Raw genomic sequence first — 1380 nt, forward strand, 5'->3', positions numbered from 1 at the left:
ATGGTGAAGGTTCCTTTTGTGGAACTGTCTGATTAATCCCGTGCGGTGGTTATGTGGGTCTTGAAGTGAAAAGACTTTTCCTCCGTTTCAGAGATACAGCGACTTCACAAAATCTATTACGACTGTTCTCTTATAGGTAACAGGAAATTACGTAAAATGGACTTTCCATATTTTTAGAAGATATCACTCTCTGTTCTCACTCTTACAGTCTTCCGATCCTTTAATCTACAGAGAGATAGAGAATATAGATCCCTTGGATTTCCGTTTCTAATTACGTAAAAGATAAACAATTTCGTAGGCGACTTTTCTATGCAAGAAGTTAGTAGGACTACTGATCGCAATCTCTAGGAACATTATTATCTCATTACGCGATGGTTTAGAATAATCCTTAGATCCTGTAAGTTCCTCTCCACCATGGTAAGGCTAGTTTGACTGCGAAATAGGAAACCCCTATCAAAGAGTTGATTAGTTTGTAACTATAAATCATAACTATAAAATTTACGTATTTGAAATACTAATCTAACCGCAATAGATGGGGTTTGAGTTTTACGGACATTTATTATCATGTCCATGAAACCCTTGGGCTTCATCACGCTCTAAGCTCATCATCGCGATCCGCCCCATTAGCGGGATAACCCCACCCACAACATTGATCGTCAAAGACCTCAGGGATGTGGGGAAACCCGCAGATGCTTAGGAGATATTTATACCTGTATTTTTTTTGTAGCCTTATTTCTTGTATAACCCTTGATCTATTGTGATGTGCTGTGAGAGGTTCCTAGTCTCTCACAGACTTCTTTTGGTCCTAGCTAATGTAGTAATTGTCATTAATTGTTTATGAATGTCAAGGTTTAAGCAAAACTGCTGATAACGGCTATAAGTCCTAACAAAATTAACTAAATTAATGAGTATTATCTATTGTTTGATGTAGTAGGATTCAAATGTAATATATTATTTCCGATTAATGCGCTTATCTTTTTACCATTATATACTAAAATAAGTTCATCACTATTCTTTACTTTTCTATTGCTAACTAAAACTAGAATACTTCTTCCTAGTTCTCTTTTAAGTCTAATTATATTTCCTATCCTCAGATTACCTTTTTTTGTAGAGATAGACTTAAGATCTTTTGTCAGTTCTACAAAGGAATCTGGATCACTAACCTTAAACACTTCATCATTTCCTAGCTTTAATATGCTTCCATCATCTATCAGAAAAGTTACATCCACGTCCCTAAATTTATACAGTAAGCTTTCAACGAACTTCCGTAAGCGCGAGTACTCTATGCTTGAGTTAAGATCCATCGCGATTAGCAGTTTCATATCGATCACTATAGATTAATCCTTATATACTTTCCTATTCTTTCAATTAATCAAACCC

At 35.4% G+C, this 1380-nt stretch carries 1 protein-coding gene; it reads right to left on the minus strand.

The annotated features are described in order from the left end of the window. Positions 1–911: 911 nt before the first annotated feature. On the minus strand, positions 912–1322 hold the full coding sequence (locus CM19_RS00360) for a hypothetical protein (RefSeq protein ID WP_048098479.1): 411 nt from the start codon (positions 1320–1322) through the stop codon (positions 912–914). Between the last annotated feature and the right edge of the window lie 58 nt (positions 1323–1380).

It is taken from the genome of Candidatus Acidianus copahuensis (assembly GCF_000632495.1).
In the GTDB taxonomy this organism is placed as follows: domain Archaea; phylum Thermoproteota; class Thermoprotei_A; order Sulfolobales; family Sulfolobaceae; genus Acidianus; species Acidianus copahuensis.